The 25,986-nt window shown below is 69.1% G+C and carries 23 protein-coding genes; 19 read left to right on the plus strand and 4 right to left on the minus strand.

Annotation, left to right across the window (positions count from 1 at the left end):
* Window positions 1-5: 5 nt before the first annotated feature.
* The 8 genes from map to truA all read left to right on the plus strand — a co-directional run bounded on the left by map (window position 6) and on the right by truA (window position 5,077).
* A complete protein-coding gene (map, locus tag ACQEWB_RS28850) occupies window positions 6-842 on the plus strand; it encodes a type I methionyl aminopeptidase (protein WP_432835966.1) in 837 nt (278 codons plus the stop codon).
* Window positions 843-996: 154 nt separating this feature from the next.
* On the plus strand, window positions 997-1,218 hold the full coding sequence (gene infA / locus ACQEWB_RS28855; protein ID WP_003948620.1) for a translation initiation factor IF-1: 222 nt from the start codon (window positions 997-999) through the stop codon (window positions 1,216-1,218).
* A 29-nt stretch (window positions 1,219-1,247) separates the two neighbouring features.
* Window positions 1,248-1,361, plus strand: a complete 114-nt coding sequence (rpmJ, locus tag ACQEWB_RS28860) for a 50S ribosomal protein L36 (protein WP_003998809.1) — start codon at window positions 1,248-1,250, stop codon at window positions 1,359-1,361.
* Window positions 1,362-1,552: 191 nt separating this feature from the next.
* Window positions 1,553-1,933, plus strand: a complete 381-nt coding sequence (gene rpsM, locus ACQEWB_RS28865) for a 30S ribosomal protein S13 (RefSeq protein ID WP_020135802.1) — start codon at window positions 1,553-1,555, stop codon at window positions 1,931-1,933.
* A gap of 70 nt (window positions 1,934-2,003) precedes the next feature.
* On the plus strand, window positions 2,004-2,408 hold the full coding sequence (gene rpsK, locus ACQEWB_RS28870) for a 30S ribosomal protein S11 (RefSeq protein ID WP_003956432.1): 405 nt from the start codon (window positions 2,004-2,006) through the stop codon (window positions 2,406-2,408).
* 125 nt (window positions 2,409-2,533) lie between these two features.
* On the plus strand, window positions 2,534-3,556 hold the full coding sequence (locus ACQEWB_RS28875; RefSeq protein ID WP_003966937.1) for a DNA-directed RNA polymerase subunit alpha: 1,023 nt from the start codon (window positions 2,534-2,536) through the stop codon (window positions 3,554-3,556).
* An 82-nt stretch (window positions 3,557-3,638) separates the two neighbouring features.
* Entirely contained in the window at window positions 3,639-4,148 is a 510-nt protein-coding gene (gene rplQ, locus ACQEWB_RS28880) for a 50S ribosomal protein L17 (protein WP_432835972.1), read from the plus strand.
* A 71-nt stretch (window positions 4,149-4,219) separates the two neighbouring features.
* Window positions 4,220-5,077, plus strand: coding sequence for a tRNA pseudouridine(38-40) synthase TruA (truA, locus tag ACQEWB_RS28885; RefSeq protein ID WP_432835974.1), 858 nt, complete (start codon window positions 4,220-4,222; stop codon window positions 5,075-5,077).
* Between the two features lie 3 nt (window positions 5,078-5,080).
* On the opposite strand, the gene ACQEWB_RS28890 is transcribed toward truA, so the two are convergent.
* Entirely contained in the window at window positions 5,081-9,457 is a 4,377-nt protein-coding gene (locus tag ACQEWB_RS28890; RefSeq protein ID WP_432835976.1) for an Ig-like domain-containing protein, read from the minus strand.
* Window positions 9,458-9,788: 331 nt separating this feature from the next.
* Here ACQEWB_RS28890 and ACQEWB_RS28895 point away from each other — a divergent pair, with 331 nt between their 5' ends.
* Genes ACQEWB_RS28895 through ACQEWB_RS28925 form a run of 7 tightly spaced genes read left to right on the plus strand, consistent with a single transcriptional unit; the run spans window position 9,789 to window position 18,267 of the window.
* Window positions 9,789-11,396, plus strand: a complete 1,608-nt coding sequence (locus tag ACQEWB_RS28895) for a glycosyltransferase family 2 protein (RefSeq protein ID WP_432835978.1) — start codon at window positions 9,789-9,791, stop codon at window positions 11,394-11,396.
* Complete coding sequence (locus ACQEWB_RS28900; RefSeq protein WP_432835980.1) at window positions 11,393-12,397, plus strand: glycoside hydrolase family 26 protein; 1,005 nt, start codon at window positions 11,393-11,395, stop codon at window positions 12,395-12,397. The genes ACQEWB_RS28895 and ACQEWB_RS28900 overlap by 4 nt, the downstream gene beginning before the upstream one ends.
* Window positions 12,394-14,094 (plus strand): hypothetical protein, encoded by a 1,701-nt coding sequence (locus tag ACQEWB_RS28905; protein WP_432835982.1) that lies wholly within the window; start codon window positions 12,394-12,396, stop codon window positions 14,092-14,094. Before ACQEWB_RS28900 ends, ACQEWB_RS28905 begins: the two co-directional genes overlap by 4 nt.
* A complete protein-coding gene (locus ACQEWB_RS28910) occupies window positions 14,091-15,632 on the plus strand; it encodes a glycosyltransferase family 39 protein (protein WP_432835984.1) in 1,542 nt (513 codons plus the stop codon). The genes ACQEWB_RS28905 and ACQEWB_RS28910 overlap by 4 nt, the downstream gene beginning before the upstream one ends.
* A 33-nt stretch (window positions 15,633-15,665) precedes the next feature.
* On the plus strand, window positions 15,666-17,006 hold the full coding sequence (locus ACQEWB_RS28915; RefSeq protein WP_432835986.1) for a UDP-glucose dehydrogenase family protein: 1,341 nt from the start codon (window positions 15,666-15,668) through the stop codon (window positions 17,004-17,006).
* The gene (locus ACQEWB_RS28920; RefSeq protein WP_432835988.1) at window positions 17,003-17,764 is read left to right on the plus strand and encodes a polyprenol monophosphomannose synthase; all 762 of its coding nucleotides are present in this window, start codon (window positions 17,003-17,005) and stop codon (window positions 17,762-17,764) included. Before ACQEWB_RS28915 ends, ACQEWB_RS28920 begins: the two co-directional genes overlap by 4 nt.
* A gap of 8 nt (window positions 17,765-17,772) precedes the next feature.
* On the plus strand, window positions 17,773-18,267 hold the full coding sequence (locus tag ACQEWB_RS28925) for a GtrA family protein (RefSeq protein ID WP_432835990.1): 495 nt from the start codon (window positions 17,773-17,775) through the stop codon (window positions 18,265-18,267).
* Here the strand turns inward: ACQEWB_RS28925 and ACQEWB_RS28930 are convergent.
* Complete coding sequence (locus tag ACQEWB_RS28930; protein ID WP_432835992.1) at window positions 18,240-19,121, minus strand: hypothetical protein; 882 nt, start codon at window positions 19,119-19,121, stop codon at window positions 18,240-18,242. The genes ACQEWB_RS28925 and ACQEWB_RS28930 overlap by 28 nt on opposite strands.
* Window positions 19,122-19,382: 261 nt before the next feature.
* Between ACQEWB_RS28930 and rplM the strand changes: the two genes are divergently transcribed.
* The 3 genes from rplM (at window position 19,383) to glmM (ending at window position 21,908) form a co-directional block, all read left to right on the plus strand.
* On the plus strand, window positions 19,383-19,826 hold the full coding sequence (rplM, locus tag ACQEWB_RS28935; RefSeq protein ID WP_432835994.1) for a 50S ribosomal protein L13: 444 nt from the start codon (window positions 19,383-19,385) through the stop codon (window positions 19,824-19,826).
* Window positions 19,827-19,868: 42 nt separating this feature from the next.
* Entirely contained in the window at window positions 19,869-20,396 is a 528-nt protein-coding gene (gene rpsI / locus ACQEWB_RS28940) for a 30S ribosomal protein S9 (RefSeq protein WP_432835996.1), read from the plus strand.
* A 153-nt stretch (window positions 20,397-20,549) separates the two neighbouring features.
* A complete protein-coding gene (gene glmM, locus ACQEWB_RS28945; protein ID WP_432835998.1) occupies window positions 20,550-21,908 on the plus strand; it encodes a phosphoglucosamine mutase in 1,359 nt (452 codons plus the stop codon).
* 104 nt (window positions 21,909-22,012) lie between these two features.
* On the opposite strand, the gene ACQEWB_RS28950 is transcribed toward glmM, so the two are convergent.
* Window positions 22,013-22,954, minus strand: coding sequence for a DUF389 domain-containing protein (locus tag ACQEWB_RS28950; protein WP_432836000.1), 942 nt, complete (start codon window positions 22,952-22,954; stop codon window positions 22,013-22,015).
* 22 nt (window positions 22,955-22,976) lie between these two features.
* The gene (coaA, locus tag ACQEWB_RS28955) at window positions 22,977-23,945 is read right to left on the minus strand and encodes a type I pantothenate kinase (RefSeq protein ID WP_432836002.1); all 969 of its coding nucleotides are present in this window, start codon (window positions 23,943-23,945) and stop codon (window positions 22,977-22,979) included.
* Window positions 23,946-24,121: 176 nt separating this feature from the next.
* Between coaA and glmS the strand changes: the two genes are divergently transcribed.
* Window positions 24,122-25,969 carry a glutamine--fructose-6-phosphate transaminase (isomerizing) gene (gene glmS, locus ACQEWB_RS28960; protein WP_432836004.1) on the plus strand — a complete coding sequence of 616 codons (1,848 nt, stop codon included), beginning with the start codon at window positions 24,122-24,124 and terminating at the stop codon, window positions 25,967-25,969.
* Window positions 25,970-25,986: the final 17 nt, after the last annotated feature.

Genomic DNA, 25,986 nt, shown 5'->3' on the forward strand with positions numbered 1-25,986 from the left:
CCCCCATGGTGCAGATCAAGACCCCCGAGCAGATCGCCAAGATGCGTGAGGCGGGGCTGGTCGTGGCCGCGATCCACGCGGCCACCCGTGAGGCGGCGGTGCCCGGTGCCAGCACCAAGGACCTGGACGAGGTCGCCCGCAAGGTGCTCGCCGAGCACAACGCCAAGCCGAACTTCCTGGGCTACGGCGGCTTCCCGGCCACGATCTGCACGTCCGTCAACGAGGTGGTCGTCCACGGCATCCCTTCGGACGAGGTGGTCCTGAAGGACGGCGACATCATCTCCATCGACTGCGGCGCGATCATCGACGGCTGGCACGGCGACGCGGCCTACACCGCCTTCGTCGGCTCCGGCCACGCTCCGGAGCTGCTGGAGCTCTCCCGCGTCACCGAAGAGTCCATGTGGGCCGGCATCGCCGCGATGAAGCAGGGCAACCGCCTGGTCGACGTCTCCCGCGCCGTCGAGACCTACATCCGCCGCCAGCCGAAGCCGGGCGGCGGCAAGTACGGGATCATCGAGGACTACGGCGGCCACGGCATCGGCACCGAGATGCACATGGACCCGCACCTCCTGAACTACGTCGACCGCCGCCGCGGCAAGGGCCCCAAGCTGGTCACCGGCTTCTGCCTCGCGATCGAGCCGATGGTCTCCCTGGGCACCCCGAAGACCGAGGTCCTCTCCGACGACTGGACGGTCATCACGACGGACGGCACCTGGTCCTCCCACTGGGAGCACTCGGTCGCCCTGACGGAGGCCGGGCCACTGGTGCTCACGGCGCCCGACGGAGGCAAGGCGAAGCTGGCCGAGCACGGGGTTGTGGCCGCTCCGGATCCGCTTGCCTGAGGGTCCTGTGCTTAATGATCTCGCCGTTGGGGCATTCTTCCTCGATTCGTCTTTCCGGGTGCGCTGACGTAGACTGACTCGTCGGCTCTCGTGCACCCGCATGTCCGCATGCAGTGCGGGAGTCGATCAAGGTAGTCGATTCGAAGGGCGAAGCGTGGCCAAGAAGCAAGGTGCCATCGAGATCGAGGGCACTGTCGTCGAGTCTCTTCCGAACGCCATGTTCAAGGTCGAGCTCCAGAACGGCCACCAGGTCCTGGCACACATCAGCGGCAAGATGCGTATGCACTACATCCGCATCCTCCCTGACGACCGGGTCGTGGTGGAGCTGTCTCCGTACGACCTGACCCGTGGCCGGATCGTCTACCGATACAAGTAGATCCCTCTGACTCGGAGAACCTCACTCTCATGAAGGTCAAGCCGAGCGTCAAGAAGATCTGCGACAAGTGCAGGGTGATCCGCCGTCACGGTCGGGTCATGGTCATCTGCGAGAACCCGCGCCACAAGCAGCGCCAGGGCTAATCGCAAACAGGCCTCACCCTCTGCATCCGCAGAGATTCGCGCGACGCGAGCTGAATGTGTACATACGCAGGACCCGGACCCTCTGAGGTCCGACACCCCCGGCTCGGAGGCCGGGGACTCGGTACGTACCTGATACGGCGGCCGGGAACCGGTTCTGCGGCAGACCTCCGAAGAACACCAGGAGCCATTGAATGGCACGCGTTTCCGGTGTCGACATCCCGCGCGAAAAGCGTGTGGAGGTCGCCCTGACTTACGTGTTCGGCATCGGCCGGACGCTCTCCCAGCAGACGCTGGCCGAGACCGGCATCGACCCGAACACCCGCGTTCGCGACCTCTCCGAGGAGCAGCTCGTCGCGATTCGTGAGTACGTCGACAACAACATCAAGACCGAGGGTGACCTCCGTCGCGAGATCCAGGCCGACATCCGCCGCAAGGTCGAGATCGGCTGCTACCAGGGTCTCCGCCACCGTCGGGGTCTGCCCGTCCGCGGTCAGCGCACCAGCACGAACGCCCGTACCCGCAAGGGCCCGCGTCGCGCCATCGCCGGCAAGAAGAAGCCGGGCAAGAAGTAGTCCTCAGCGGACAACGCTTCATCAGCGGTCTTCGCTGTAGGACCGACCACCTCCCCGTAGGAGTTTGTAGATGCCCCCCAAGGGTCGTCAGGGCGCTGCCAAGAAGGTGCGCCGCAAGGAAAAGAAGAACGTCGCTCACGGCCACGCGCACATCAAGAGCACGTTCAACAACACGATCGTCTCCATCACGGACCCGTCCGGCAACGTGATCTCCTGGGCCTCCGCCGGCCACGTCGGCTTCAAGGGCTCCCGGAAGTCCACGCCGTTCGCCGCGCAGATGGCCGCCGAGTCGGCTGCCCGCCGCGCCCAGGAGCACGGCATGCGCAAGGTCGACGTGTTCGTGAAGGGCCCGGGTTCGGGTCGTGAGACCGCGATCCGTTCGCTGCAGGCGACCGGTCTCGAGGTCGGCTCGATCCAGGACGTCACGCCCACCCCGCACAACGGCTGCCGTCCGCCCAAGCGCCGCCGCGTCTGATCTTCGACGCAGGCCGCTTGGTCTGAGGTTTTCGGGCGGTACGACTCCTTCGGGTTGTGCCGCCCGTACCCTTGTTGGAAATCAGGGCGTCAAATAGCGGGCGCCCCTGACAGAAGGATCTCAACATGCTGATCGCTCAGCGTCCCTCGCTGACCGAAGAGGTCGTCGACGAGTTCCGCTCCCGGTTCGTGATCGAGCCGCTGGAGCCGGGCTTCGGCTACACCCTCGGCAACTCGCTCCGCCGTACCCTCCTGTCGTCGATCCCCGGCGCTGCTGTCACCAGCATCCGGATCGACGGTGTCCTGCACGAGTTCACCACCGTGCCGGGCGTCAAGGAGGACGTCACCGACCTGATCCTCAACATCAAGCAGCTGGTCGTCTCCTCGGAGCACGACGAGCCGGTCGTGATGTACCTGCGCAAGCAGGGTCCGGGTCTGGTCACCGCCGCCGACATCGCGCCCCCGGCCGGTGTCGAGGTGCACAACCCCGACCTCGTCCTCGCCACGCTCAACGGCAAGGGCAAGCTGGAGATGGAGCTCACGGTCGAGCGTGGCCGTGGTTACGTCTCCGCCGTGCAGAACAAGCAGGTGGGCCAGGAGATCGGCCGTATCCCGGTCGACTCCATCTACAGCCCCGTGCTGAAGGTCACGTACAAGGTCGAGGCGACCCGTGTCGAGCAGCGGACCGACTTCGACAAGCTGATCGTCGACGTCGAGACCAAGCAGGCCATGCGTCCCCGTGACGCCATGGCGTCGGCCGGCAAGACGCTGGTCGAGCTGTTCGGTCTCGCGCGTGAGCTGAACATCGACGCCGAGGGCATCGACATGGGCCCGTCCCCCACGGACGCCGCCCTGGCCGCTGATCTCGCGCTGCCGATCGAGGAGCTGGAGCTCACCGTCCGGTCGTACAACTGCCTCAAGCGTGAGGGCATCCACTCCGTGGGTGAGCTCGTCGCCCGCTCCGAGGCCGACCTGCTGGACATCCGCAACTTCGGTGCGAAGTCCATCGACGAGGTCAAGGCGAAGCTGGCCGGCATGGGCCTGGCCCTCAAGGACAGCCCGCCCGGATTCGACCCCACGGCCGCTGCCGACGCCTTCGGCGCCGACGACGACGCGGACGCGGGTTTCGTGGAGACCGAGCAGTACTGATCGGTCGTTGCCGGTGAGCATCCGCTCATCGGGTTCCTGACCCCGGTACCTCATACGGCCGGGGCAGACGAAGGAGAAAGAAATGCCGAAGCCCACCAAGGGTGCCCGTCTGGGCGGCAGCGCCGCGCACGAGAAGCTGCTCCTCGCGAACCTCGCGAAGTCGCTCTTCGAGCACGGCCGTATCACCACCACCGAGGCGAAGGCCCGCCGCCTGCGGCCGTACGCCGAGCGTCTGGTCACCAAGGCGAAGAAGGGCGACCTTCACAACCGCCGTCAGGTGCTCCAGGTCATCACGGACAAGAGCGTCGTCCACACGCTCTTCACCGAGATCGGCCCGCGGTACGAGAACCGTCCGGGTGGTTACACCCGTATCACCAAGATCGGTAACCGTCGTGGCGACAACGCGCCCATGGCTGTCATCGAGCTGGTGGAGGCGCTGACGGTCGCGCAGCAGGCGACGGGTGAGGCCGAGGCCGCCACCAAGCGTGCCGCGAAGGACGCCGAGGCTGCGCCGGTTGCCGAGGAGACCAAGGTCGATGTGACCAAGGCCGACGAGGTCGAGGACGCTGCCGAGGAGTCCAAGGACGCCTGAGGCATTGCCTTGAAGTGAACGGGCTCGCCCTTAGGGGCGGGCCCGTTCTGCGTTGTTGAGAGGATCCAGGGGTGAGTGACGAAGTAGAGCCCGGTTGTGTACGAGTCCGTCTTGACCTCTCCTATGACGGGACCGAGTTCTCCGGGTGGGCCAAGCAGGCCGGGGGGCGGCGGACCGTGCAGGGGGAGATCGAGGATGCTCTGCGGACCGTTACGCGGTCACGGGACACGTACGAGCTGACCGTGGCCGGGCGGACCGACGCCGGGGTGCATGCCCGGGGGCAGGTGGCGCATGTCGATCTGCCGGAGGGCGTTTGGCGTGAGCATCACGAGAAGCTGCTGAAGCGGCTTGCCGGGCGGTTGCCGCGGGATGTGCGGGTCTGGGCGCTCAGGGAGGCTCCCAGCGGCTTCAACGCCCGGTTCTCGGCCGTCTGGCGGCGCTACGCGTACCGGGTCACCGACAACCCCGGGGGAGTGGACCCGCTGCTGCGGAATCACGTCCTGTGGCACGACTGGCCGCTCGACGTCGACGCCATGAACGAGGCCGCCGAGCGGTTGCTGGGGGAACACGACTTCGCTGCCTACTGCAAGAAGCGTGAGGGGGCCACGACCATTCGTACGTTGCAACAGCTGAGCCTGGTGCGTGGGGACGACGGGATCATCACGGCGACCGTGCGGGCCGACGCCTTCTGCCACAACATGGTGCGGTCCCTGATCGGGGCCCTGCTGTTCGTGGGCGACGGGCACCGGGGGCCGGAGTGGCCCGGGAAGGTGCTCGCCGCCGGGGTGCGGGACTCCGCCGTGCATGTCGTACGGCCGCACGGGCTGACGTTGGAGGAAGTCGGTTATCCGGCGGACGAGTTGCTGGCCGCGCGCAACAAGGAGGCGCGGAACAGGCGGACGTTGCCGGGGGCGGGCTGCTGCGGTTAGTTCTCACTGCTTGACGGTGAAGTACTGCCAGGCGCCCCAGGTGCTGAGGTTGGTGTTGTCCGTGCTGCTGCGGACGTACTCCGCGGCGACGCGGAACCTGCTGCCGGTCCACTTCGTCAGGGACATCTTGTGGCGGCCGGTGCTGGTCGAGCTCAGCGCGGCGCAGGGCGTGGTGGTCTGCGTGTGCCAGGCGCCGCTGTAGTAGCGCTGGACGCGGAAGAGCAGGCACTGGCCGGCCTTGGCGGGCGTGACGGTGACGTCCAGCTGCTCCTTGGCGGTGTGGTGGTAGACCCGGTAGAGCGTGCTGCCGTAGTGCGTGCTCGTGTAGTAGCCGGACAGCTTCTCCGCGACCCGCACCTGGGTGTGCACGGCTCGGGCGGCGGTCTTCGGGGCGTACCGGTAGTCGCCGGCGAACACCGCGCTGAACGTGGTGTTGCGGGTGAGCTTGTAGGACGCCGTCAGATCGCCGTGGGAGTCCGCTGTGCCGGACTTCACCAGGACCGAGTCGCCGCCGTACGGCTTGGCGTAGATCGACACCTTGCGGTTGTTGTACGTCGTACCGAGGTGCGCGGTGATCTTCGCCGTCTTGGCGTACGCGTACGTCGAGTGGTCGGTGGCGATGGTCAGGGACGTGGCGGTCCGGGACACCTGGACGGTGCCGGTGCCGGCGGCCGACTTGTGGGAGACGTCGCCGGCGTAGGTCACCTTGTAGGCGTTGGCGCCACCGATCTGCGGGGTGTCCGTGAACGTGAACGAGCCGTCCGCGGCGACCTTCGCGTCGGCGAGTGCGACGCCCGAGGGGTGGGCGAGGTCGGTCTTCGTCACCTTGACGACCCCACCGGTGGCGAAGGGCGAACCGGAGAGCGTGCCGGACACGGTCAGCTTCTTCGCGCGGGTGGCCGTGGCCGGGGCAGTGACGGTGACCGTGGTGGCCAGCTTCGACACCTGGACCAGGCTTGTCGTGCTCGCCGCCTCGTGTGTCGCGTCCCCGGCGTAGCTCGCGGCGTAGGTGTAGGTGCCCTCGGCCGGCGGGGTGTCGCTGAAGGTGAAGGTGCCGTCCGCCGCCGTGGTCACGTCGGGCAGCGCTGTTCCGTTCCGCGTGATGTGCGCGACCTGGCCCGCGGGAAGCGCCGCGGACGAGGTGAGGGTGCCGGCGACGGCCAGCTTCCGGCCTGGTACGGCCGTGCTCGGGGCGGTGAGGTGGAGCGTGGTCGCCGCCTTCGGGGTCACCAGCGGCGCCTCGCTGACGACCGGGCCGGTGACCGTCTGCACGTCGGAGCTGTCGCCGGTGGCGCCGGAGAAGGCGAGGAGCGTGGTGGACGTCACCGTCGTTGTCGCGTCCGTCACCTGCGTGCCGTCGATCCAGACGTACACATGGCCGGCGGCCACCTGGACGTCGACCTGGTGGGTGCCCTGGCGCAGGGAGGTGGTCAGGGGGACCACCGACTGGTAGGCGATGGTCGACGAGCCGGCCGAGCTGCGGCCGACGCCCACGAAGTTCTGTGCCTTGAGCGTGTTGTTCCAGCCGCTGCCGAACGCGATCACCGTGCCCGGCCGCCCCGCGATGCCGAGGCTGTCGGCGGTGCCGCCCAGTGCCGAGGCGGTGTTCTGGTCCGGGTCGAGCAGCGTGAGCGTCATGCCCCTGCCGCCGGTGCCCGGGCCGAACTTCGCGGTGAAGGTGGCCCGCAGCCCCTCGGTGCGCAGCGGCTTGGTGTACACCGCCGTACCCGCCTTGTTGGCGGTGGCCGGGGTCAGTTGGACCCCGCCGCCGTCGGTCGGGACCGCCGAGCCGTTGGTCTGCCACTTCCCGTCGGCGACCGAGGTGGTCGTGGCGGTGCCGGTACCGGTGCCCTTGACCTGGACGTACATGGCGCCCTGGCTGTTGCCGTTCCCGTCGGTCCCGGTGCCGGTGACCTCGTAGGCGGCGCTCAGATCGGCGGCCGAGCGCGGAGTGAACGTCACACTCTGCACGGCGGTCTGCTCGGGGCCGATGACCAGGCCCTCCGACAGCTGCACCGGGCTGTTGAAGTCACCCGTCGGCGCCTTGGCCTTGGTCACCGTCACCGGGATGTTGCCGGTGTTGGTGATGGTGAACGACAGCGACTTGGAGCTGCCGATCGGGACCTGGCCGAAGTCCAGTGAGCTGGTGGAGAACTCCAGGTGCCCCTGGCCCGTGATGGCCGTCGCGCCGACCGGCACGCTCAGCGTGTGCGTGGCTCCGCCGCCGCTGCTGCTGACCACGAGCGCGTCGCTGTCGGCGCCGTCGGCGGTCGGCGCGTAGGTGACCGAGAGCACGAACGAGCCACCGGCCGGTACGACCGTCCCCGCGCTCGGCAGCCCCGAGACGGAGAAGGCGCCGCCGGGCGCGTCCACCGAGTCGATGGTCTCCGGTTCGGTACCGGTGTTGGTTATCTGGAGGTTCAGCGTCGAGTTGCTGCCGGTGGGCACTTCCCCGAAGTCCAGGGCGGCCGGTGCCGCCCCGAGGCCGGGCCTGGTGCCGACGCCGTGCAGGGCGAAGACCAGCTTCTGGCCGTCCGACAGGTTGGCGGTCAGGGTGCCGTTGACGCCGCCGGTGGCGGTGGGCGTGAAGGTGATCGGTACGTCCAGGGTGGCGTCCGTCGCCAGCGCCTTGGGCTGCTCGGCGGTGGGTACGGCGGCCGGGTCGACCGTGAACGAGCCGGAGGCCTTCAGTCCGGTGATGCTGACGTCCTGCGTGGCCGTCAGTTTCATGGTGGCGGAGCTGCCGGCGCCCACGCCGACCTGGCCGAAGTCCAGCGAGGCCGCGGTCAGGGCGGTCCTGGCCGGGCTGCCGAAGCCGTAGAGCACACCGTCCCGGGTGCCGACGTAGACCTTGCCGCGATCGGCGGTCGGCGTGCTGAACTTCGTCGCGGTGCCGATGGGCGCGGACCACAGCAGCTGGAGGCGGCCGTTGCCGTCGGGGGTGGGGCTGTAGGCGCGCAGGGTGCCGTCGGCCCCGGAGGCGTTGGTGGCGGAGGTCATCCACACCAGGGCGCTGGACTCGTCCGCGCCGTTGGACGTGACCAGGGGCGAGCCGCTGGTGTAACCGAAGGTGTCCTGGCTCTGGCCGGTGAGGGTGAGGGCGGGCGTACCGCCGTTGCGCACGCCGTACTTGAGGGCGCGCAGTGGGCCCTGGTTGCCGACGACGTAGACATAGCCGCCGTCCCCGCCCCAGAACGCGGGGTGTCCCCACATGCCCTGGTAGGGGCCGGACACGCTCACCGCGGCGTCGCCGCCCTGGGCGCCCTGGCCCATGCCGCCGAGGTCGTCCCGGTCGAGCAGGAACACCCGGCCGTCCTTGCCCTGCTGGACCAGCAGATGCGGGTGCTCGCTGGTGCCGAAGCCGTCCGGCAGCGCCATCGGGGCGCCCGAGGAGATGTCCTGGTCGTTGAGGTCCAGGGTGGCGGCGTTGCTCGGGCTGAAGAAGTCGGCCGTGCTGAGGCTCTTGTCCGCGCCGACCTGGAGGCGGACCACGGACTCGGCCAGGGTTCCCTGCACGGTCTTGCCCGGGCCGGGCGCCGGGCTGATGCCGTTGCCGGTGCTGAAGAAGATCCGGCCGGATCCGTCCGAGACCAGTCCGCCGCCCGCCTGCCAGATACCGGCGCCGCCGAGGGCGGCACCGGTCGTGGTGGCCCACATGGACGTGATGCTGTGCGCGGTGGTGCTCACCCCGACCACATAGCCGCGGTACGGCCATGCGTCGCAGTGGGCACCGAAGCCCGCGTAGACGACGCCGTCCATCAGCAGCAGGCCGGGGCGCTGCTGCTCGTAGTAGGCGTCGAAGGTGACGCTCGGGTCGTTGACGGGGCTTCCGGCGATGGTGACCGGCCAGCCGGAGCGCTCGGTTCCGGAGCTCGGGTCGACGGCGTGCATCAGCCAGGTCGGGTGACGGTGGGTGGCGGTCCCGTCGTCGACCTTGGTGGTGAAGTAGAGGGAGTCGGTGGCGGAGTCGTAGACGGGCGTCGCGGTCGCCCCGATGTTGGGCACCAGGTCACCGCAGCCGATCGCCGAGGCCGGCCAGGACGGTCCGTAGTTCTTGCTCCACTCGATCGCACCGGTGGTGCGGTCGAGGCCGTACAGGGTGTTGCTCTCGGTGACGGCGATCACCTGGTCGCCCAGCACCAGCGGCTGGGCGTATATCTGCCCGTCCAGTTTGGTGGCGAAGAGCTGGCCGAAGGCGGAGGACTGGACGACCGCGGGGGAGAGCGAGGCCTCGTCCTGGTCCCAGTTGGTGCGCAGGTTGTCGACGCCCTGGGTGCTCTGGTCGGCCTGGGCCGAGGACGCCACCAGTCCGACCGTCGTACCGATCAGTGCCGCGGTGGCCACGGCCACCGTGGCGAGCAGCCGTGAAAACCCGGGCAAATCGGGACCTCCCCCTGATACACGCAAACGTGAAGACTGAGTGGTTGTTCTTATCATCAGTTGACGCTTTTGGGCACAGGAAGAACACAAGTCGAGTCCTGTGCCCGGGTCGTCTGGATGTGAAACCTGTTGGTTACACCACTCTTCAACAAAAATAACGTGCATAAAGGGACTTGTCGGGCGTCCGCCTCCACACTCCTCTTACGTCATTCACACCCCTCGGATAACCTTTCCCATCTGGCCCCTTTGTTCGAAAGGGGCTTCTTGGGGTGGGGAACACAGCGGGCCCATGGCCCGGAGGGTAGGAATGTCATCCATTGACTCTGCCCGCATGTCCGGAGCGGCCGGTGCCGGGGGGCACCGATCCGCAAGGCGTGGAGGAAAGCGTGGCGTCGAGCAGGCGCCCCTGGGACTTCTGCCCGCGCCGCCGTCGCATGCGGAGAAGTACTCGTATGTCAAGCGGCGCCTGTGGGTGCTGACGCTCGCCTCGATCGTCAGCTTCGGGTGCCTGACCGTCAGTCAGGTGGCGCTGACCAAGGCCAGCCCACTGATGTGGATCTTCGCGCCGCCGCTGTTCTTCACCGTCGTCTACTACCTCGTGTCGCTGCGGGTCAACGGCTTCACGCGTGACTTCGACTTCGAGTACCACCAGCAGCTGGTCCGTGGCTGGCGGCCACCGGTCTACCCCAGCGTCGACGTCTTCCTGCCGGTGTGCGGCGAGCCCATCGAGGTGCTGCACAACACCTGGACCCATGTGCGGCAGCTGGCCGACCGCTACCCCGGCACCTGCGTGCCCTTCGTCCTCGACGACGGCGCGAGCCCCGAGCTCGCCGCCATGGCCCGGGACTTCGGCTTCCGCTACGGCACCCGCGAGAACCGCGGCTGGTTCAAGAAGGCCGGCAACCTGCACTTCGGGTTCGGCCAGTCCGACGGCAAGTACATCCTGATCCTCGACGCCGACTTCACCCCGCGCTCCGACCTCCTGGAGGAGCTGCTGCCGTACATGGAGGCCGACGAGCGCATCGGGATCGTGCAGTCCCCGCAGTACTTCCGGGTGCTGGACTCGCAGAACTGGATCGAGCGCGGGGCCGGCGCCGTGCAGGAGCTGTTCTACCGCTCCGTGCAGGTGTCCCGGCAGAACAGCGACGGCGCCATCTGCGTCGGCTCCTGCGCCATCTACCGGCGGGCCGCGCTGGACACCAACGGCGGCACGACCCTCATCGAGCACTCCGAGGACGTGCACACCGGGTTCGACCTGCGCGGGCTCGGCTGGGACCTGAAGTACGTGCCGGTCGCGCTGTCCACGGGCGTGTGTCCGGACACCGCCGGGGCCTTCTTCAACCAGCAGTACCGCTGGTGCTCCGGCTCGATGTCGCTGCTCGCCAGCAAGAAGTTCTGGGACGCGCCGATCAGCTTCTCCAGCCGGCTCTGCTACATGTCCGGCTTCTTCTACTACATCCACACGGCGCTGTTCACCTTCCTCGCGCCGCTCGTGCCCATCATGCTGCTGCTCACCAGCCCCGAGATGCTCCAGGTCAAGCACCTTGTCTGGGTGCTGCCCAGCATCGCCTACACCACCCTCGTCTTCCCGATGTGGCACAAGGCGCCGTACCGGCTGGAGGCCTGGTCGGCACGGATGATGTACGGCTGGGCGCATGTCTTCGCCATCTGGGACATCCTGCGCAAGCAGCGCATGGGCTGGCAGCCGACCGGCTCCAAGGGCGCGAAGAAGAACAAGACCCGCCGGTTCTGGCTCGGCCTGTGGCTCTGGAGCGGCGGCACCGCCGTCGTCTGGGTCGGCGCGGCCGTGTACCGGCTCTTCACCGGCTACCCGCCGGACTTCGCCCTCGTCCTGTCCTCCGGGCTGTTCTACGCGCTGGTCGTCACGCGGGCTCTCATCCAGCCCAAGGAACACACCGCGGCAGGTGAGCCCGCTTGATCCGCAGGACCGTTCTCCCGCTGTGCGCGGCACTGATGTCCCTGGCGGCGGTCGCCGGCTGCGGCGTGCTCGGCGGTGACGACCCCGCCGCACAGGCCGCGAAGAAACCCACCGGGTCCTCCTCGAAGGCGCCCGAGGCGCAGCCGCCGTACGACGTGAAACCGCTGCTGCACCCCGACAAGGACTACTTCGGGGTGGCGCTGAACGGCGCGCCCAGCTCGCTGAAGCCGGTGGACGCCTTCGCGAAGACCGTCGGCAAGAAGCCCAACATGGTCGGCTCCTACTCGTCCTGGGGCAACGGCTTCAACGCCGTGGGCGCCCAGAACGTCTTCGGCGACGGCGGCCTGCTGTACGTGTCGTGGGAGCCGTTCAAGCCGGGTCTCGACAAGATCGCCGACGGCTCGCAGGACGCGTACATCAAGAAGTACGCGAACAGCGTGCGCAAGACGAACGTGCCCGTCGCGATCAGCTTCGGCCACGAGATGAACGGCCAGTGGTACCCGTGGGGCACCAAGGACACCACCCCGGCGACCTTCGTGAAGGCGTGGCGGCACATCCACGACGTCTTCCAGGAGGTCGGCGCCACCAACGTCATCTGGGTGTGGAGCCCGAACGTCGTCAACCCGGTCCCCGACGTGAAGCTGAAGCCGTACTGGCCCGGTGACGCCTACGTCGACTGGGTCGGCATCGTCGGCTACTGGACGCAGACCGGCGCGCACACCTTCGACACCCTCTACGGCCCGACCCGCACCCAGATCGAGAAGTTCACCGACAAGCCGGTGCTGATCAGCGAGACCGCGTCCGAGCCCGGCCAGCGGCGCCGCGCCGATGTGCGCGGGCTGCTCGGGGGCGTGAAAGATGACAAGGACGTCATCGGCTTCCTGTGGTTCAACATCCCCAAGAGGGCCGACTGGCGCATCCAGAGCAGCCCGCTCGCCCTGGCCGAGTTCAAGCGCCTCATCGCCGACGACGACTTCGGATTCGAGGTGCCGCGTTCATGACGACGCAGCAGCAGGACGGCGGCTGGTCGGAACCCGGCCCGCAGCAGGACTGGCAGCAGCAGTACCCGCCCTACACCGAGCCGCAGCAGCAACAGCAGCAGGTCTACGGCGACCAGCAGGGGTACGGACAGCAGCAGGCCTACGGTGACCAGCAGGCATACGGTGACCAGCAGGGTTACGGCTATCAGCAGCCGTATGCCGGGCAGCCGTACATCCCGCAGCAGCCCACCGCCGGGCAGCAGCACTACGCGCGTCCCTACACGGGCGGCTCCGACGCCGAGTACTACGTCCCGGAGTACGCCGTCCTCGAACCCGAGCCGGAACCGGAGCCGGGCTATGTGCTGCCCGAGGTCCCGGTGTCGGCCTGGTCGGTCGACAACAGCCGCTCCGCGTGGATCAGCCGGGGCGTCCTGATCCTGATCCTGCTCGTGCAGGCCGGACTCTCCTTCCGGCTCGACGGCAGCGCCTTCGCCCAGGAGGCGAAGTTCCTCACCTCCGACGGCGAGCTGTCGGGGCTGGTCGCCCAGCTCGGCCTCGCCGGGGCCCGGGCGCTGAGCCTGGCCTGGGCGCTGGGGGCCACGGCCCTGCTGTTCGGCGCCACCCGGCTGCTGTTCAACGCGCGGGCCGGCCTCGCCGCCGCCGCCATGTACTCCGTGCTGGAGTCGACCGCCTTCACCGGCCGGTACGCCTCCCTGCACTCCCTGTCGCTGTTCCTGCTCGCCGCAGCCCTGTGGCTGCTGGCCAGGACCCGGCAGTCCAGCCCCGCGGCCGTGCTGCTCGCGGCCCCCTTCGCGGCCCTCGCGCCGTTCGCCGCCTACTCGGCCGCCCTGTACCTGCCCACGCTGACCGTGCTCGCCGTACTGACCGCCTACCGCTTCCGCGGCGCGGGCGCCTTCGTGCGGGGCGCGCTCTTCGCGGCGGTCACCGGCGCCCTGTGCTTCGCGGGCGTCCAGCTCGCCGGCACGCCGAGCGGCTGGAACGTCAAGGGCACCGACAGCGCCGTCCAGCTGCTCAAGGACAGCGCCCAGTGGGGCGGGGTCGTCCTGCTCGTCGCGGTGATCGGTGCCGTCGGCTTCATCCGGCGGGCCCGGATGGGCGAGATGCCGTGGGCCGAGGGCAGCGCACCGGGCGCGATCCGGCGCTCCCTGCTCGGCCTGACGATGTGCGGCACCGCCCTGCTCGCCCCGCTCTACCAGGCCTGGCTGGGCAACGGCAGCTCGCTGTACATCCACGTCGGCTTCGGACTGCTCTTCGCGGTGCCGATGGCCGGTCTCGGTGTCTCGCGGATGATGGGCGCCCACTTCCGGTACCCGCAGATCGGCATCATGATCTACGTCGCCGCCCTGGTCATCGGCATGGCACAGACCCGGGAGCTGTACCGGCCGCCGGACTCGGCCGCCATGATCGGCGCCCTGCGCGAGGTCGTGGACACCAAGGGCGAGTACCTGACGGACGACCCGGAGATCTCCGCCTACTACCTGCGGACGCAGACGAAGCCCGCCCAGTGGCACCTCGCCGAGCGGGGCGCGGCCCTGACGGCCGCGGTGAAGAAGGGCTCGTACGACGCGATCGTGCTGCGCGCCTCCTCCGTGCCCGAGGCGCTGCGCGGCAACGCGAACTACCGGCTGCTGGGCGTGCTGCGGCCCACCGACAAGGACGGCGGACAGGAGCCGTACCGGATCTGGGTGAAGCGATGACGGCGTACACACCACCGGTCGACGAGACGGCCGCCCGGGAATCCGAGGAGGGTGCGCCCTCCGACCACCGGCGGTCCGCCGAAGGCGCCGGCCGCGGCTCGGCCTGGCTCGCCTTCCTGCTGCCCGCGGTGGTCGCGGCCGCCTGTGTGGTGCCGGGGCTCGGCGGGCGCCAGCTGTGGCGTGACGAGCACGCCACCTGGTGGGCGTCCACGATCTCCTGGCACGACCTCGGACGGCTGATCAGCAGTATCGACGTCGTGATCGCGCCGTACTACGCGGCGATGCATCTGTGGATCGACGTCGCCGGGGACTCGGCGGCGATGCTGCGGCTGCCGGAGGCGCTCGCCATGGCGGTCTCGGCCGGTCTGGTCGGGCTGCTGGGGCGCCGGATGTTCGCGCTGCGCACCGGCGTGCTGGCCGGACTGCTGTTCGCCGTCGTGCCGATGATCACCCGGTACGGCCAGGAAGCCCGGCCGTACGCCTTCGCGACGATGTTCGCGCTGCTGGCCACCCTGTGGCTGATCCGGGCGCTGGACCGGCCGAGTCTGCGCAACTGGACGCTGTACGGGCTAGCCGTCGCGGCCACGGGGTTCAGTCACCTGGTGGCCATGGCGGTGCTCGCCGGGCATGTGTGGCTCGTCTTCCTGGCCAAGAAGCGCGGCGACCGCATCGCCCACTACGCGTTCGCCGGCGCGGCCATGCTGGGACTGTCCATCACCTTCCCGATGGTGGCCCAGGGCTCCGGGCAGAGCGGTCAGATCGCCTGGAACGTCACCACGACCAAGGATCTGACCCAGTTCCCGGACACCCTGTTCGGGTCGTGGATCACCGGTGGCGCGGTGATGGCCCTCGGCGTGGTCGGTCTGCTGGTGGCCGGGCGGTACTCGGTGCTGCTCGCCGCCTGGGCCGTGCTGCCGCCGGTGCTCACCTTCGTGACCGCCAACCAGCTGCACCTCTTCCTGCCGCGGTACCTGCTCTTCACCATCCCGGCCTGGACGCTGCTGGTGGCCGCCGCGCTCACCCGGCTCGTCGGCAGGCTCGATCCCGAGGCCCGCCGGGGGACCGGCGCGCAGGTGCTGAGCGGGCTGCTGGTCGCGGCCGTGGCTGCCGGGTACGCCTTCGTGGCGTGGCCGGCGATCGGTGACGCCAAGAAGGACCTGCCGATGGAACCGGACTTCCGGGGCGCGGCGAACACCGTCGCGGCCGGCGAGAAGTCCGGCGACGGCATCGTCTTCAACGGCGGGATGTCGGAGCGCCGGGCCATGTCGTACGAACTACGGGACCGCAAGGCCCCGAAGGACGTGCTCATGGAGTACACCCCGCAGCAGAACGGGTCCTACGGCGCCACCGAGTGCCGCAAGCCGGCGAGCTGTCTCAAGGGCACCGACCGGCTGTGGCTGGTCTCCACCGTCAGCGACGGGCGCCCGCTGCTCACCGGCATGAACGAGAAGACCGCGGCGGCGATCGAGAAGTCCTTCAAGGCCGGTCGCACGGTGAAGCTGAACCACATCGTGGTCCAGGTTCTCGAGCGCAGGTAACGGCCGACACGGAGTTGTGAAGGAGGCCGCTGGATGCGGCTCACAGTCATCGGCACCGGCTATCTCGGTGCCACCCATGCCGCCTGTATGGCGGAGCTGGGCCACGAGGTGCTCGGGGTCGACGTGGACCCCGACAAGGTCGCCGCGCTGCGGGCGGGGCGGGTGCCGTTCCACGAGCCCGGGCTGCCGGAGCTGATCGCGAAGCACACGGCGAGCGGACGGCTCCGGTTCACCACCGACTACGCGGCGGCCGGGGCCTTCGGCGAGGTGCACTTCGTGTGCGTCGGCACCCCGCAGCGCAAGGGCTCCGAGGGCGCCGACGTGACCCATGTCGACGCGGCCTTCGCGGCGATCGCCGGGCATGCCGCCGAGGGGGCGCTGCTGGTCGGCAAGTCGACCGTGCCGGTCGGCACGGCGGAGCGGCTGGCAGCGGCGCACCAGGGTGTCGAGGTCGCGTGGAACCCGGAGTTCCTGCGCGAGGGCTTCGCCGTCGAGGACACACTCCGCCCCGACCGGCTGGTTTTCGGCGTGCGGTCTTCACATGCGGAAACGATCCTCCGCAAGGTGTACGCCCCGGTCCTCGACGCCGGAACCCCGCTGGTCAGCGCCGATTTCCCGACCGCCGAACTGGTCAAGACGGCCGCGAACGCGTTCCTAGCCACCAAGATCTCCTTCATCAACGCGATGGCCGAAATCTGCGAGGCCGCGGGCGGCGACGTCGGCGTCCTCGCCGAGGCGATCGGGTACGACGACCGGATCGGGAAGAAGTTCCTGCGGGCCGGCATCGGCTTCGGCGGCGGCTGCCTGCCCAAGGACATCCGGGCCTTCGCGCACCGCGCCGACGAGCTGGGGGTCTCGCTGGACTTCCTGCGGGAGGTCGACGCGATCAACATGCGCCGCCGCGACAAGGTTGTCGAGGTGGCGCGCGAGCTGTGCGGGGGTTCGGTCCTGGGGGCCCGGATCGCCGTGCTCGGAGCGGCCTTCAAGCCCGACTCCGACGACATCCGTGACTCGCCCGCGCTGAACGTGGCCGCCCGGCTGCGTCTCGACGGCGCGGACGTCACGGTGTACGACCCCGAGGCGCTGGACAACGCCCGCAAGGCGTTCCCGCTCCTCGGCTACGCGATGTCGGCCGAGGAGGCGCTGCAGGGTGCCGAGCTCGTGCTGCATCTGACCGAGTGGCCGCAGTTCCGGGAGATCGACCCGGAGCGTGCCGTGCGGCTGGTGGCCCGTCCGCTGATCGTGGACGGCCGGGGGGTGCTCGACGCGGACCGCTGGACCGTGGCGGGCTGGTACTTCCGGGCGCTGGGCAGACCCGCGCCCGCTGGGGAGAGGTCCTCCGGGGCCTCTAGGGAGGGAAGAGAACGGACATGACGAGCATCGACAGATACCCGGGTGTACCGGTCACCGTCGTGATGCCGACCTACAACGAGGCCGCGAACCTGCCCAGGATGGCGGAGCTGGTCCTCGGTCTGCCGATCGACGGCCTGCACCTGAAGATCGTCGACGACTCCAGCCCGGACGGCACCGGGCGGATCGCCGAGGAACTGGCGGAGAAGTACAACTGGGACGGGCGCCGCCGGATGAGCGTGCTGCACCGCACCGAGAAGGACGGGCTCGGGCGGGCGTACGTCGCCGGCATGAGTGCCGCGCTCGCCGAGGGCGCGGAGTACGTCGTCCAGATGGACGCCGACGGCAGCCACCCGGCCGAGGCGGTCCCGCGGATGCTCGGCACGGCCGTGGCCTCCGGCGTGGGGCTCGTCGTCGGCAGCCGGTACGTCGAGGGCGGCTCGCTGGACGAGGAGTGGGGCAGGCACCGCGTCCTGCTGTCCCGCTTCGCCAACCGCTACGCCCGCACCGTGCTCGGCACCAAGATCCGGGACATCACCGCCGGCTTCAACCTGTGGTCGGCCGCCACCCTGCGCGACATCGACCTCGCGACCCTCGACAGCGCCGGCTACAGCTTCCAGGTCGAGCTGAAGTTCAAGGCCGTCCGGGCCGGGCACAGCGCCGTCGAGATCCCGATCCGCTTCGAGGAGCGGACCGAGGGCGTGTCCAAGATGAACCTCACGACCCAGATCGAGTCGGCCGTGATGCCGGTCCGGCTGCGGCTGCGGAACAGGCGGGGCTGAACGCGACGATGGGCGGACGGCACGCGCTTCCCTCCCGGGTGGGGAAGCTGTACGGCGAGATCGCGAAGTTCGGCCTGGTGGGGGCCTCGGGATTCGTGGTCAACCTCGCGGTCTTCAACCTCCTCAGGAGCGTCTCCGACCTCCAGCCCGTACGGGCGAGCGTCGTGGCGACCGCCGTCGCGATCATGACCAACTACCTCGGCCTGCGGTACTTCACCTACCGGGACCGCGACCAGGAGGACCGGCACAGCCGGCGGCGGGAGCTGACCCTCTTCCTCTTCTTCAGCGCGGTCGGCCTGGTCATCGAGAACGGGGTCCTCTACGCGGCCACCTACGGCCTCGGCTGGGAGGGCGCGATCGCCAACAACGTCAGCAAGTTCTTCGGTATCGGCATCGCGACGCTCTTCCGCTTCTGGTCGTACCGGACGTGGGTCTTCCGGACGGCCGAGGGCCGTCCGGAACCCGTCCCGAGCGGTCAGCCGTTCGCCGCCGCCGATGCCTGAACCTGGCCCCGGCGGTAGATCTGGTCGTAGGTGAACAGCTGGAGGTTGTTGCCGGTGGTGAAGACGGCCGCGGACTTGTCGGTGACGTCCTTGCCGTTCTCGAAGCCGACGGTGGTGAAGTAGGCGTAGCGGCCGAAGGAGTTGGCCGTCGTGAGGCAGGTCGCGGCGTTGCAGAAGTCCTTCACGCCCTTGCCGGCCAGCGCCTGGACGAAGCCCTGCTTGTTCGCCTGGGTCCTGGCCTTCGCCGCCTGGGCCTGGGTGTCGAAGACGGCGACGCCGACGGTCGCCGCGACACCGCCCTGGCTGTAGGTGACCCGCAGCAGGCGGGTGCAGCCGTTGGCGGTGAGGACCTTCGGGAGGGTGCCCTGGGCGGCCGCGGCACAGCTCTTGGTGTCGGCCGTGGCGCCCTTCTTGTAGACGACCGAGTTCTTGGTCACCTGGGTGCCCGGGAACAGGGTGTCCACGCTGAGCGCGGCCGTGTCCTTGGTCTTGCTGGAGATGAAGTCCTTCGGGTCCAGCGGCGGCGGGGCGCTGGTCGGCGCGAAGGACGGGGCCGTCGCCGTGGAGCCGGGGATGGAGGCGCTCGCGGGCAGGTTGGACGGGTTGCCCGAGGCCTGGTTGTTCCCGTTCGCCGACACCACCGCCATCGCGACGGCGGTGCCTATCGCGATCGTGGCGACCACGCCACCGCCGATGAACAGCAGCCGGCGCCTCTTGTTCCGTGTCTCGGACGCCTCGGCCAGCGCGGCCCAGTCCGGGGTCTGGCCGTCGCCGCCGTTGGTCCACGGCTGCTGGGATTGCGGTTTCCAGGGATCCCACTGGGACTGAGGTCCCCCCTGCTGCCCAAAGCTCATGGGGCGCATCTTAGACGGGGGGCGGATGGTGCGGTCGAGGGTCGTCGTTTTGACCCGTCCGGGGGCATCCCGGTATTCTGCTTCTTCGTTGTGTATCGGCTCGCTCGCTCTCATGCGAGAGGCGCCCTTCACACAGGTTCCCTGGAGCAGTTACCAGTGGGCGGCATACGGGCCTCGTTCCCGGCACTGTCGTCCCCAGCTGCACGATCGCTTCAGTGATGCCATTTTCAGCGCCCATCCACTGAAGAAGAAGGCTGCGAAGTGCGTACGTACAGCCCCAAGCCCGGCGATGTGACTCGCCAGTGGCACGTCATTGACGCGCAGGACGTCGTCCTGGGCCGTCTGGCTACCACTGCCGCGAACCTCCTCCGCGGCAAGCACAAGCCGACCTATGCCCCGCACATGGACATGGGCGACTTCGTCATCATCATCAACGCCGACAAGGTTCACCTGTCCGGCAACAAGCGGACCCAGAAGATGGCGTACCGCCACTCCGGCTACCCGGGTGGTCTGCGCTCCGTCCGCTACGACGAGCTGCTCGACAAGAACCCCGAGAAGGCCATCGAGAAGGCCATCAAGGGCATGATCCCCAAGAACAGCCTGGGCCGTCAGATGATCTCCAAGCTGAAGGTCTACTCGGGCGACCAGCACCCGCACGCTGCCCAGCAGCCGGTGCCGTTCGAGATCACCCAGGTCGCGCAGTAGTTCCGGCCACCCCCTAAGACAGAAAAGAATCTGAGGAGCATCGTGGCCGAGACCACTGTTGAGCAGCCGGTCGAAGAGACCGAGACCGAGCTCGTCGACATCGACAGCTACACCACCGAGTCCGAGGTCCCCGTCGAGGGCGAGTACACCTCGGAGTCCCTGGCCTCCCGCTTCGGCGACCCGCAGCCGGCCGCCGGCCTGGGCCGTCGCAAGAACGCCATCGCCCGCGTCCGGATCGTCCCGGGCACCGGCAAGTGGAAGATCAACGGTCGCACCCTCGAGGACTACTTCCCGAACAAGGTGCACCAGCAGGAAGTCAACGAGCCCTTCAAGGTGCTCGAGCTCGAGGGCCGCTACGACGTCATCGCCCGCATCGCGGGTGGCGGTGTCTCCGGTCAGGCCGGTGCCCTGCGCCTCGGCGTGGCCCGCGCGCTGAACGAGGCCGACGTGGACAACAACCGCGGCGCCCTCAAGAAGGCCGGCTTCCTCCGCCGCGACGACCGTGCGGTCGAGCGCAAGAAGGCCGGTCTGAAGAAGGCCCGCAAGGCGCCGCAGTACAGCAAGCGCTAATCGCGTCCGCTGTTCTGGCAGCAATCGCCCCGGTCGCACGGATTGTGCGGCCGGGGCGGTTCATTTACACAACCCCTACAGGCTCCGGACAGTCTCAGGGGATGTACTTGGGAGTGAGCCGCACTCTCTTCAAGTAATTCGGAGGACACCACAGTGGGACGACTCTTCGGGACGGACGGCGTGCGCGGCGTCGCCAACGCGGACCTGACGGCCGAGATGGCGCTCGGTCTGTCGGTCGCGGCGGCGCATGTGCTGGCCGAGGCGGGCACGTTCGAGGGCCACCGGGCGACGGCGGTCGTCGGACGCGATCCCCGCGCGTCCGGGGAGTTCCTGGAGGCGGCCGTGGTCGCGGGCCTCGCGAGCGCGGGCGTGGACGTCCTGCGGGTCGGCGTGCTGCCGACGCCCGCGGTGGCGTATCTCACCGGCGCGCTCGGCGCGGACCTGGGCGTCATGCTCTCCGCGAGCCACAACGCCATGCCCGACAACGGCGTCAAGTTCTTCGCCCGCGGCGGCCACAAGCTCGCCGACGAGCTGGAGGACCGGATCGAGGCGGTGTACGAGTCCCACCGGCACGGTGAGCCGTGGGAGCGGCCGACGGGCGCGGGCGTCGGGCGGGTGCGGGACTACGAGGAGGGCTTCGACAAGTACGTCGCCCACCTCATCGCCGTACTCCCGAACCGGCTGGACGGGCTGAAGGTCGTTCTCGACGAGGCGCACGGCGCTGCCGCCCGGGTGTCGCCGGAGGCGTTCTCGCGGGCCGGGGCCGAGGTCGTCACGATCGGGGCCGAGCCGGACGGGCTCAACATCAACGACGGGTGCGGGTCCACGCACCTCGACAAGCTGAAGGCTGCCGTGGTCGAGCACGGGGCCGCGCTGGGGATCGCGCACGACGGGGACGCGGACCGGTGCCTCGCCGTGGACCACACCGGGGCCGAGGTCGACGGGGATCAGATCCTCGCCGTGCTGGCGCTGGACATGCGGGAGCGGGGCGTGCTGCGGGCCGACACCGTGGTGGCCACCGTGATGTCCAACCTCGGGTTCAAGCTCGCGCTCGAGCGGGAGGGGCTGACGCTCGTCCAGACCGCGGTCGGGGACCGGTACGTGCTCGAGTCGATGAAGGAGCACGGGTACGCGCTCGGGGGTGAGCAGTCCGGGCACGTGATCATCCTGGACCACGCGACCACCGGGGACGGGACGCTGACGGGGCTGATGCTGGCGGCTCGGGCCGTGCGGAGCGGGCGCACGCTGCGGGATCTCGCGGGTGTGATGGAGCGGCTGCCGCAGGTGCTGATCAATGTGCCCGACGTGGATCGGTCACGGGTGCGGACTTCCGGCGAGCTGGCGGCGGCTGTTGCCGAGGCCGAGCGTGAACTCGGGTCCACCGGGCGGGTGTTGTTGCGGCCTTCCGGGACCGAGCCGTTGGTGCGGGTGATGGTCGAGGCCGCGGACATCGATCAGGCTCGGGCTGTGGCCGAGCGGTTGGCCGATGTCGTGAAGTCGGCGCTGGGTTGAGTGCCGGGTTCGGGTAGGGGGTTCTGTGCGTTGCGGGCTGCTGGTTCGTTGTGGCTTGTCGCGCCCACGCGGCGGAGCCGCACATCGACACAGCCCCGCGCCCCTTACGGGGCGCTGATCTTCCCGCCTTGAGTCGTGCTCCAGAGCCACTTCTGGGCCAGTAGTGTCAGGGTGCCTGCCATGACGATGCCCAGCAGGTTCAGGAGCAGTTGTTCCGTCGAGCGGCCCGCCTGGTTGGTGTCGCTGTAGATCAGGGCCACCGCCGCGTTGGCGGCTGCGGGGACCGTCGTCACCGAGATGGCGACGCCCACCAGAGCACCCGACTTGGCGGAGGTCAGGGAGAGGGTGCCGGCCGCTCCGGCGAGGACCGCCACGACGAACGAGAACCAGTCCGGGGCGTAGATGAAGCCCGTGTTGGGCCGCTCCGCCTCCAACTGGCCCTTGGTGAACAGGCCGACGGCGTCCATGAACAGGCTGAAGCCCGCGGTGAGCGCCATCGCTGCCGCGAAGCCGACCAGCAGCGCGACCAGTGAGCGCACCGCAAGTCGCGGAGCCCGCTGCACGATCGCCGTGCAGATGCCCGCGAGCGGCCCGAACTCGGGGCCCACCGCCATCGCGCCCACGATCAGGATCGCGTTGTCGAGTACGACACCGCAGGCGGCGATCATCGTGGCGAGCGTGATGAAGGCGATGTAGGTGACGGAGAGCGTCGACTCCTCGTGGGTCGCGTCGGTCAGGTGCTCCCAGAGGACCGCGTCCGCGCCCTCGCCGGGCGCCTCCGCCTCCGCCTTGTCGGCCCGCTTGGACAGTGACAGGTCGATGTTCTCGACGGCGATCGAACCGGTGCGGTCCAGGCCCAACTCCTGTAGCCCGGTGAGCAGTTCGTCGCCGGCCTCCCGCGCCACGTCACAGGTGACGACGTCCCCGACGGGGTTGCGGGCGGCGCCGGACAGCACCACCAGGTGGGCGGTGCCGACGGTCCGCTCGATGAGGCGGACCACGTCGTCGGTCCGGTCGGACGGGGTGATCAGGCGCAGGTGCAGCATGACGCCTTTTTAACAGGCGGCTCTAGAGCTTGCGCAGGCGCAGTCGCTGGACCTTGTGGTCCGGGCCCTTGCGGACCACCAGGGTGGCCCGGCCCCGGGTGGGGGCGATGTTCTCCACCAGGTTGGGCTTGTTGATGTTGCGCCACTGGGTGCGGGCGTAGTCGAGGGCCTCGTCCTCGGAGACCTGGGTCCACTTGCGGAAGTACGAGGACGGGTCCTGGAAGGCCGTCTGGCGCAGCTTCTTGAAGCGGTTGAGGTACCAGGTCTCGACGTCCTCGGCGCTCGCGTCGACGTACACGCTGAAGTCGAAGTAGTCGGCGAGGCCGACGCGGGTGCGGCCGTCCTTGCCGGGGAGGGCGGGCTGAAGGACGTTCAGGCCCTCGACGATCAGGATGTCGGGGCGGCGGACGACGAGCTTCTCGCCCGGGACGATGTCGTAGATGAGGTGGGAGTAGACGGGCGCGGTGACCTCGTCCTTGCCCGCCTTGATGTCGGCGACGAAGCGGGTCAGGGCCCGGCGGTCGTACGACTCGGGGAAGCCCTTGCGGGACATCAGGCCACGGGCCTGGAGCTCCTTGGTCGGGAGCAGGAAGCCGTCGGTGGTGACGCGCTCCACGCGCGGGTGTTCCGGCCAGCGGGAGAGGAGCGCCTGGAGGAGACGGGCCACGGTCGACTTGCCGCAGGCCACCGAGCCGGCGATCCCTATCACGAAGGGGGTGCCGGACTGGGAGCCCTGTTCGCCCAGGAAGGTGTTCAGGGCGCCTCTGAGGCCGTCGGTGGCGCCGACGTAGAGGTTGAGGAGGCGGGAGAGCGGGAGGTAGATGTCCCGCACCTCGTCGAGGTCGATGACGTCGCCGAGGCCGCGCACCTTCTCGACCTCCTCGGCGCTGAGCGGGAGCGGCGTCTTGTCGCGCAGCGCGCTCCACTCCGTACGGGTGAGGTCGACGTAGGGAGTCGCCTCCGGCTTGTGCCGGTGGGCGCTCCGGGGCATCGAGGAGACCGGAGAGATCACAGTCCATTGTTAACGGAGTTTGAACGGGACGGCGGGTGGGGTGCGTCACGCTTTTCCTGTGCGGGCTCTCTGAGGCTTCGTATGGCCGTGGGAATTTCCGATTTCGGGCACGCTGAGGCTCATTTCGACGGCGGTCGGCCCGTACTCTGCCGCTCATGTGCGGAATCGTGGGATACGTGGGGTCGCAGTCGGCGCTCGATGTCGTGATGGCCGGACTGAGGCGACTGGAGTACCGGGGGTACGACTCGGCCGGTGTGGCGGTGCTGGCGGACGGTGGGCTGGCCGGTGCGAAGAAGGCCGGGAAGCTGCTGAACCTGGAGAAGGAGCTGATGGAACGGCCGCTGCCGGCCGGGAGTACGGGGATCGGGCACACGCGGTGGGCCACGCACGGCGGGCCGACGGACGCGAACGCGCATCCGCACCTCGACAACGCGGGGCGGGTGGCCGTCGTCCACAACGGGATCATCGAGAACTTCGCCCTGCTGCGGGCCGAGCTGGCGGAGCGCGGGCACGAGCTCGAATCGGAGACCGACACCGAGGTGGTCGCGCATCTGCTCGCCGAGGAGTTCTCGGCGTGTGCGGATCTCGCCGAGGCGATGCGGCTGGTGTGCCGGCGGCTGGAAGGGGCGTTCACGCTGGTCGCGGTGCATGCCGACGAACCGGACGTCGTGGTGGGGGCGCGGCGGAACTCGCCGCTGGTGGTGGGCGTTGGGGAGGGTGAGGCCTTCCTCGCCTCGGACGTCGCCGCGTTCATCGCCCACACGCGGTCGGCGGTCGAGCTGGGGCAGGACCAGGTCGTCGAGCTGCGGCGCGACGGGGTGACGGTGACGGGCTTCGACGGCAGCCCGGCCGAGGTGCGCTCGTACCACGTGGACTGGGACGCGTCCGCGGCGGAAAAGGGGGGCTATGACTACTTCATGCTCAAGGAGATCGCCGAGCAGCCCAAGGCGGTCGCCGATACCCTGCTCGGCCGTATCGACGCGGGCGGCTCGCTGACGCTGGACGAGGTGCGGATCCCTGCGGGGGAGCTGCGGGAGGTCGACAAGGTCGTCGTCGTGGCATGCGGTACGGCCTTCCATGCCGGGCTGATCGCCAAGTACGCCATCGAGCACTGGACGCGGATCCCGTGCGAGGTGGAGCTGGCGAGCGAGTTCCGGTACCGGGACCCCATCCTCGGCTCGCGGTCCCTCGTCATCGCCATCTCGCAGTCCGGCGAGACCATGGACACGCTGATGGCGCTGCGGCACGCGAGGGAACAGGGCTCGAAGGTTCTCGCGATCTGCAACACCAACGGGTCGACCATCCCGCGGGAGTCGGACGCCGTGCTGTACACGCACGCCGGTCCGGAGGTGGCGGTCGCCTCGACCAAGGCCTTCCTGACGCAGCTCGTCGCCTGCTACCTGGTGGCCCTGTATCTCGGTCAGGTGCGGGGCACCAAGTGGGGCGACGAGATCTCCGCCGTCATCCGGGACCTGTCGCAGATCTCCGGCGAGGTCGAGCGGGTGCTGGAGACCATGGAGCCGGTACGGGAGCTGGCGCGCTCACTGGCCGACAAGAACACGGTGCTGTTCCTGGGGCGGCACGTGGGCTATCCGGTCGCGTTGGAGGGGGCGTTGAAGCTCAAGGAGCTCGCCTATATGCACGCCGAGGGGTTCGCGGCGGGGGAGTTGAAGCACGGGCCGATCGCGCTCATCGAGCCCGATCTGCCGGTGGTGGTGGTCGTGCCCTCGCCCCGGGGGCGGTCCGTCCTGCACGACAAGATCGTGTCCAACATCCAGGAGATCCGGGCCCGGGGTGCGCGGACGATCGTGATCGCGGAGGAGGGGGACGAGGCGGTCGTGCCTTACGCCGACCACCTCATCCGCATCCCCGCCACGCCCACCTTGTTGCAGCCGCTGGTGGCGACCGTTCCCTTGCAGGTCTTCGCCTGCGAGCTGGCGACCGCCCGGGGCAACGAGGTGGACCAACCGCGCAACCTCGCGAAGTCGGTGACGGTGGAGTAGCCCGGTTGCAGCCCGGT

The organism is Streptomyces sp. CA-249302, assembly GCF_050936785.1.
In the GTDB taxonomy this organism is placed as follows: Bacteria; Actinomycetota; Actinomycetes; order Streptomycetales; family Streptomycetaceae; genus Streptomyces.